Source organism: Streptomyces sp. MnatMP-M17 (assembly GCF_900091995.1).
GTDB lineage: Bacteria > Actinomycetota > Actinomycetes > Streptomycetales > Streptomycetaceae > Streptomyces.
In genome coordinates, this window is the sequence record NZ_FMDK01000797.1 from 1 (window position 1) to 6,458 (window position 6,458).

Annotated in this window: 6 protein-coding genes and 1 pseudogene; 3 read left to right on the plus strand and 4 right to left on the minus strand. The window is 70.4% G+C overall.

Annotation, left to right across the window (positions count from 1 at the left end; genetic code table 11):
• Positions 1 to 489: 489 nt before the first annotated feature.
• The 3 genes from GA0115259_RS30820 (at position 490) to GA0115259_RS30830 (ending at position 3,882) form a co-directional block, all read left to right on the plus strand.
• Entirely contained in the window at positions 490 to 2,556 is a 2,067-nt protein-coding gene (locus tag GA0115259_RS30820) for a PhoX family protein (RefSeq protein WP_093603092.1), read from the plus strand.
• Between the two features lie 273 nt (positions 2,557 to 2,829).
• A complete protein-coding gene (locus GA0115259_RS30825; RefSeq protein ID WP_093603094.1) occupies positions 2,830 to 3,243 on the plus strand; it encodes an RNA-binding S4 domain-containing protein in 414 nt (137 codons plus the stop codon).
• A gap of 204 nt (positions 3,244 to 3,447) precedes the next feature.
• A complete protein-coding gene (locus GA0115259_RS30830; protein ID WP_093603096.1) occupies positions 3,448 to 3,882 on the plus strand; it encodes an ATP-binding protein in 435 nt (144 codons plus the stop codon).
• 77 nt (positions 3,883 to 3,959) lie between these two features.
• On the opposite strand, the gene GA0115259_RS30835 is transcribed toward GA0115259_RS30830, so the two are convergent.
• From GA0115259_RS30835 to GA0115259_RS40720, 4 genes and pseudogenes are all read right to left on the minus strand, one after another.
• Positions 3,960 to 4,235, minus strand: a complete 276-nt coding sequence (locus tag GA0115259_RS30835) for a DUF2630 family protein (protein WP_093603098.1) — start codon at positions 4,233 to 4,235, stop codon at positions 3,960 to 3,962.
• Positions 4,236 to 4,278: 43 nt separating this feature from the next.
• Complete coding sequence (locus GA0115259_RS30840; protein ID WP_093603100.1) at positions 4,279 to 5,373, minus strand: endonuclease/exonuclease/phosphatase family protein; 1,095 nt, start codon at positions 5,371 to 5,373, stop codon at positions 4,279 to 4,281.
• A gap of 131 nt (positions 5,374 to 5,504) precedes the next feature.
• Positions 5,505 to 6,056 (minus strand): DUF7144 family membrane protein, encoded by a 552-nt coding sequence (locus GA0115259_RS30845; RefSeq protein ID WP_176732711.1) that lies wholly within the window; start codon positions 6,054 to 6,056, stop codon positions 5,505 to 5,507.
• A gap of 156 nt (positions 6,057 to 6,212) precedes the next feature.
• Positions 6,213 to 6,458 (minus strand): annotated as a pseudogene (locus tag GA0115259_RS40720) (hypothetical protein); the annotation flags it as partial.

Genomic DNA, 6,458 nt, shown 5'->3' on the forward strand with positions numbered 1-6,458 from the left:
CCCGCTTCCGTCGGCTCCGTACCGGCGGTCTGCGACGGCACCGAGGCCGCCGACTCGTTACGCTCCTCCGCACGGTCGCGTCCGAACACCTTGCGCAGCAAGCTCCGAATGCCCATGGGCGAGGCCTTTCAGATCAGTTGGGTGCGGTGTCCGCCACCGGGGACAAAGGCGCATCCCTGGCCAGGGCGGATACGTAAGGTTAGCGGCCACCTCGAAGATCCACGGCCGGGGCAGCCTTCGCGGGCCGCACGGGCCCCACGTATGGGCGAGGACGGTACAGGCCTCCCGTATCCCACCGGCACCCCACCCGCACCCGGCGCGCCATTACTCTCTCCCGACCACCCGGCCGTCCCGCGTTCATGTTTCGTTCACCGTGCCGCCGCCGCCATGCTGGCCGTTCCACCTACCGTCACGGCCGAGACATCCCGACAGCCTGTCGGCCATGTCGGCGCGGGGCGCGCCGAATCACCACACCCACCGGAGGCGAAAGTGCGCAAACTGCTGCCGTTGCTGAACTCACACCCGGGCGGACGTTCCGCTCTGACCTGCCGTTACCGCTGCGGCGACGCGTGTTTCCACGAGGTCCCCAACAAGAGTGACAACGAGTACGCCGGCGACATCATCGCCGGTGCCCTGTCAAGACGTTCGATGGTGCGCGCCGCCGCCGTCGTGACCGTCGCCGCCGCCGCGGGCACCGCGGTCGTCGTCGGTGGTCCCGGTGATTCCGTCGCCTCCGCGACGCCGCTGAGCGGCGGCGGCAAGGGCCACGGCCACACGCCCGCCCCGGACGGCGCACGCGGCCTCCGCTTCACTCCCGTCGCGCCCAATGTCGCCGACCAGGTGACGATTCCCGCAGGACACAGCCAGAGCGTGCTCATCCGCTGGGGCGACCCGATCCTGCGCGGTGCGCCGGCCTTCGACCCGGACAGGCAGACCGCCAAGGCGCAGGCCGGCCAGTTCGGTTACAACAACGACTTCCTCAGCCTGCTGCCGCTGAAGGGCGAGCGCGGCCGTCAGGTCCTCGTGGCCAACCACGAGTACACCGACGAGATCCTGATGTTCAAGGGCTACAGCGCCGCCGCGCCGACCCGCGAGCAGGTCGAGATCGCGTGGGCCGCCCACGGCATCTCCGTCGTCGTGGTCGAGGAGGACCGCAAGAGCGGCAAGCTCACCGCCGTCACGCGCCACGAGCTGAACCGCCGTCTCACCGTCACCAGCGAGTTCCAGCTCACCGGCCCGGCCGCGGGCAGCGAGCTCCTGCGCACCTCGGCCGACCGTACGGGCAGCAAGGTCCTCGGCACGCTCAACAACTGCGCCGGCGGCACCACTCCCTGGGGCACCACGCTCCACGGCGAGGAGAACTTCAACCAGTACTTCGCCAATGGCTCCAGCCCCACCGATCTGCGGTACGGCATCGCCACCGGCGCCACCGAGCGCAAGTGGGAGCTGTTCGACAAGCGCTTCGACCTCAAGCAGGAGCCCAACGAGGCCCACCGCCACGGCTGGGTGGTCGAGCTGGACCCGTACGACCCGGACTCCACGCCCAAGAAGCGCACCGCCCTCGGCCGCTTCAAGCACGAGGCCGCGCAGCCGCGTCTGACCGCCGACGGCCGTCCGGTCGTCTACATGGGCGACGACGAGCGCTTCGACTACCTGTACAAGTTCGTCTCGTCGAAGCAGATGAAGAAGGGCGACAGCCGCGCCGCCCACCAGCACAATCTGACGCTGCTGGACGAGGGCACGCTGTATGTCGCCAAGCTGACCGGCGACAGCCCGGCGGGCGAGATCGACGGCACGGGCAAGCTCCCGAACGACGGCGAGTTCGACGGTTCCGGCGTGTGGATCCCGCTGGCCACCGGCGATGTCTCGCACGTCCCGGGCATGACCGCCGACGAGGTGTACATCTTCACGCGCCTCGCGGGTGACAAGGTCGGCGCCACCAAGATGGACCGTCCCGAGGACGTCGAGCCGTCGCCGCGCACCGGCCGTGTCTATGTCGCGCTGACGAACAACACCGACCGCGGCAAGGCCGGCAAGGCGGGCGCCGACGAGGCCAACCCGCGTAACGCCAACAAGCACGGCCACATCCTGGAGCTGGCGGAGAACTGGGACGACCCGGCGGGCGACGGCTTCGCCTGGCGGCTCTTCCTGGTCGCGGGCGACCCGAAGGACCCGGCCACCTACTTCGCCGGCTTCCCGAAGGAGAAGGTCAGCCCCATCTCCTGCCCGGACAACGTCGCCTTCGACGCGCACGGCAATCTGTGGATCTCGACGGACGGCAACGCGCTCGGCACGCACGACGGTCTCTTCGGTGTCGCGACGCAGGGCGAGCGGCGCGGTGAGCTGAAGCAGTTCCTGACCATGCCGAACGGTGCCGAGACCTGTGGCCCGATCGTCCAGGACCGCCGTGTCCTGGTGGCCGTGCAGCACCCGGGCGAGATCGACGGCGCGACCGTCGAGAAGCCCGCGAGCGCGTGGCCGGACGGACCGGGCAAGATCGTCCGCCCGTCGGTCGTGGTCGTCTGGCGCAAGGACGGCGGCGACATCGGCGTCTGACCGGACCCCGGCGACATCGGCGTCCGACCGGACCCCGGCGTCCGACCGCCACCCGCCCGCCCGCCCGTACGGCCGCTGAGCCGTACGTCCTCTGAACCCATCCGGCAAGTCGCGGGGTGGCGCCGTCTCGGACCGGCGTCACCCCGCTTGCCGTGTCCGGCGCTCACTGCCTTCGCCCGCGGGTCGTCCGCCCGCGGGGCAGGGCTCACGGCATCTGGTGCGTGCGATCGAAAGGCGCAGGACCTGCGGCGGTTTGGCGCCTACTCTCGATGTATGGCTTCTGTGGCTTCTGAGGTACCGGGCGAGGGGACGGCCGGCGGGACCGGCGGGACCGTACGGGTCGACAGCTGGATCTGGTCCGTACGGCTCACCAAGACGCGCTCACAGGCGGCTGCCGCCTGCCGGGCGGGCCATGTACGGGTCAACGGCGAGCGGGTCAAGCCCGCGTACTCCGTCAAGGCGGGCGACGAGATCCGGCTGCGGCACGCGGGACGCGAGCGGATCGTGGTGGTGTCACGGACCGTACGGAAGCGGGTGGGCGCACCGGTGGCGGTGGAGTGCTACGTGGACAACAGCCCGCCGCCTCCGCCGCGTGAGTTGACGGTGCCCGTGGCCCTGCGTGACCGTGGGACCGGCCGGCCGACGAAGCGCGAGCGCCGGGATCTGGACCGGCTGCACGGGCACTGAGCGGCGCGGGGGTTGGGGTTGGGGCCGGTCGGCTCCGCGCTGCGGGAGGTTCGTGGACCGCAGATGAATTTCTGGGGGCCCGTTCCCGTAACGCCCGTTGCTCCCAAGGCCGTTGTGGGGTTCGTCCAACTTTCCGGCCCGACTCCTTTGGGTCATCACCGTTGCACGGAAAGTAAAATCCGTACTTCAGGGAAAGTCCTTCCCATGAACCTCGACGGTGAGCAGCTCGACCAGTACGACCATCGCAACCGGCGCGACCAGCACCTGACGTTCCGCCTTCCCAGCCACCCGCGCAGTGTGGGCCGCGCACGCGAGGCTCTGCACGCGCACTTCGACCTGCCGGAGGAGCCGGGCGAGACCGCCGCCCTCCTTTTGTCGGAACTCGTCACCAATGCGCTGCGCCATGGCAGCCCGCCCGGCCGGGAGATCGCCGTCACCCTGCGTCGCGGGGACGGGCTGCTGAGGGTGGAGGTCGAGGACGCCGGGGATCTGCTGCCCAGGCCACGCGATCCGGGCCTGGACGACGAGTGCGGGCGCGGGCTCGCGCTGGTCGCCGCGCTGGCCGACGACTGGGGAGTGGCGCCCAGGCAAGGGCCGGGCAAGCGGGTCTGGCTGACGCTCAAAGTGCCCGATCGGTGAGCTGGAATCGCATGTGGGCGCGGCGGAGGAGAGACGGTCGGGGGTATGGGGGCGGAGGCGGTCACGGGTGCGGCCGGTCAGCCCTGGTATCCCTCGACCTCGCTCGGCGGACGGACCGCCGCCTCGTCCGGATTCTCGCCGAACTCCGATTTCGCGCGGCGCTGGCGCAGCAGGTCCCAGCACTGGTCGAGCTGTACCTCGACGGCGCGCAGCCGCTCCTGTTCCTCGCCGCCGAGCCCGAGGTCCCGCGCCGAGCGGTCGCGCAGGGAGCGCTCCTCGGCGACGAGGGAGCCGATGGTGTCGAGGATCTTGTCGTTCTTGTCCTTCTTGCCGTTTCTGCCGCCGGCGTTCATATTCCGATCCTCCCGCCGTATCCGGCCTCTCGCACCTTCGCGGTCACCGTCGCGCGGGCGCGTGCAGATCGACTCCGACGAGCAGCGCCCGATGGTCCGTGTCCGCCAGATCGAGGAAGCGGGCCCGCCGTACGGAGAAGTCCTCGCTGATCAGTACATGGTCGATCTGCGCGCCCAGCGGCCTGGGAACGGCGGAGGGCCAGGACGGCGTACGGCCCGCGCCCGCCAGGGCGGCGCTGTCCCGCAGCTCGCCGCCGTCGAGGACGGCCCGGAAGGCGGCGTGGTCCCGGGTGGCGTTGAAGTCGCCCGCCAGGATGAGCGGAGCGTCCCGGTGCGCGGTGGCGTACGTACGGATACGGTCCAGCTCCCGGCGCCACGCGTCGACACCGCCCGGGACGGGCGGCAGCGGATGGACGAGCTGGAGCCGGACCGTACGGCCTCCGGCGACGGCCTCCGAACCGGGCATGGAGAGCGTGCCCGCGATGCCGTCCGTATCGGTGAGCGGGAGGACGGACAGGATCGCCGAGCCCTCGGCCTGACCGGCCTTGACGACATGGCGGTACGGATAGTCGGCGCGCGGAATACGCGCGTTGAGGAGCTGGGCGCAGACGTACTCGCACTCCTGGACGAAGACCACGTCCGGCTGCTCGCGGCGGACCGTCTCGATCAGCCCGAGCGTCGCCTGCCCGAACTCGACGTTGGAGGTGAGCACTTCAAGATGCGCGACGACCGGGCGTTCCGCTCCCGTTCCCGTGGCGGTGGAGGTGGCGGTGGCGGCCTGTGGCCCGTACGGCAGTACGTACCGTCCCGCCACGGCCAGCACCACCAGCGCCCAGACCAGCCCGCCGCGCCAGCGGAGCAGAACGGCGAACACCGCGGCCACCCCGATGGGCACGAGCGACCAGGGCAGAAACGCGAGGAGCTGCGGGACGGGAGTGACACCGTCGACGCCGATCACGCGGCAGCCGACGAGCGTGGTGACGGCGGCGAGGGACAGGCCCGTTGCCCAGATCAGCAGCCGTTCATGGGCGGGACGCGCGGTGGGCGGAGGCCGGTCCTGGAGCGGGTCGCGTACGGCGGTTCTGCTGTCCGCGGTGTCCGCGGTGTCCGCGGTGTCCGCGGTGTCCGCGGTGTCCATGGGCCCGGCCTCTCGCTCGCTCTCGCACGCACGACATCACGCCTCAGCGTACGTACGGACACGTACGCACGCTGAGTTCGCGGGGTTCGAGAGTGGGTTGTTGACGCCCTGTCCGGATCCGGCTGCCGAGTCTAGAACCGGTTGCCGCTTCCGGTTCCGGTCCCGGCTCCTGTACCGGTGTGGGCACCGGTACCGGTTCCGCCCGCGCCCGCTCCCGACGGCGGCGCGCCGAACGGTCCGCGGTCCGTGGCCAGCGCCCAGATCACCCACGCGGCCAGGGCCATGCCCACGACCGCCCAGACGGGCTGGTACGGCAGATACATGAACTGCGAGACGAGGATCAGCGCGGCGACCGCTATACCGGCGTACCGCGCCGGCCGGATACGCATCAGAATCGCCAGTCCCACGAGGGCGACCAGGATTCCGAGGGCTATGTGCAGCCAGCCCCATGAACTGAGGTTGAACCCGTAGGCGTAGCCGGTCACGCTGTGGAGGATCCGGTCCCTTCTGACTGCGGCTGCGCCTTGAAGAATGGCTGTCGCTCCCATGACCACCATCAACACACCGGCGAAGAAACTACCGCCGACGGCGTAGGCGGCCCTTCTTTCCGTATGAGCGCCGGTTCCCGCGCCGTATCCGGTGCCGGTCCCCGCGCCCGTGCCCATTCCAGTGCCTGTGCCCATGCCCGTAGTGGGGGGCCTCTGTGTCGTGTTCTGGCTCATAACCCCATGCTGCCCCAAATGGGGCAAAAGAGACATTTGGGTGAGGGTGATCGGTATAAAGATTCAGTAAAGCCCGGAAAGTCCCAGCGAGCGGCGGCCACACCGCTCCGAATCCGGTCACGGCAGGTCAGGAGTCCCCGCGCCCACCGGTACTGGCGTCCGTCCTGGCGGAACCGGCGGCGCTCGTCGGCGGCGGCCCATGAGCCAGGCGAGTGCGGCCAGGGCGAGTCCGGTCGCGAGGACCCACCAGGCCGTCGTACGGAGGGAGGCGGTGAGCGCGTCGTAGATGGCCGCGGCGGCCGAGCGGTCACCGTTGTCCGGCAGATTTCCCAGGCTGGTCGCGCGGGCCACCGCCACGACCAC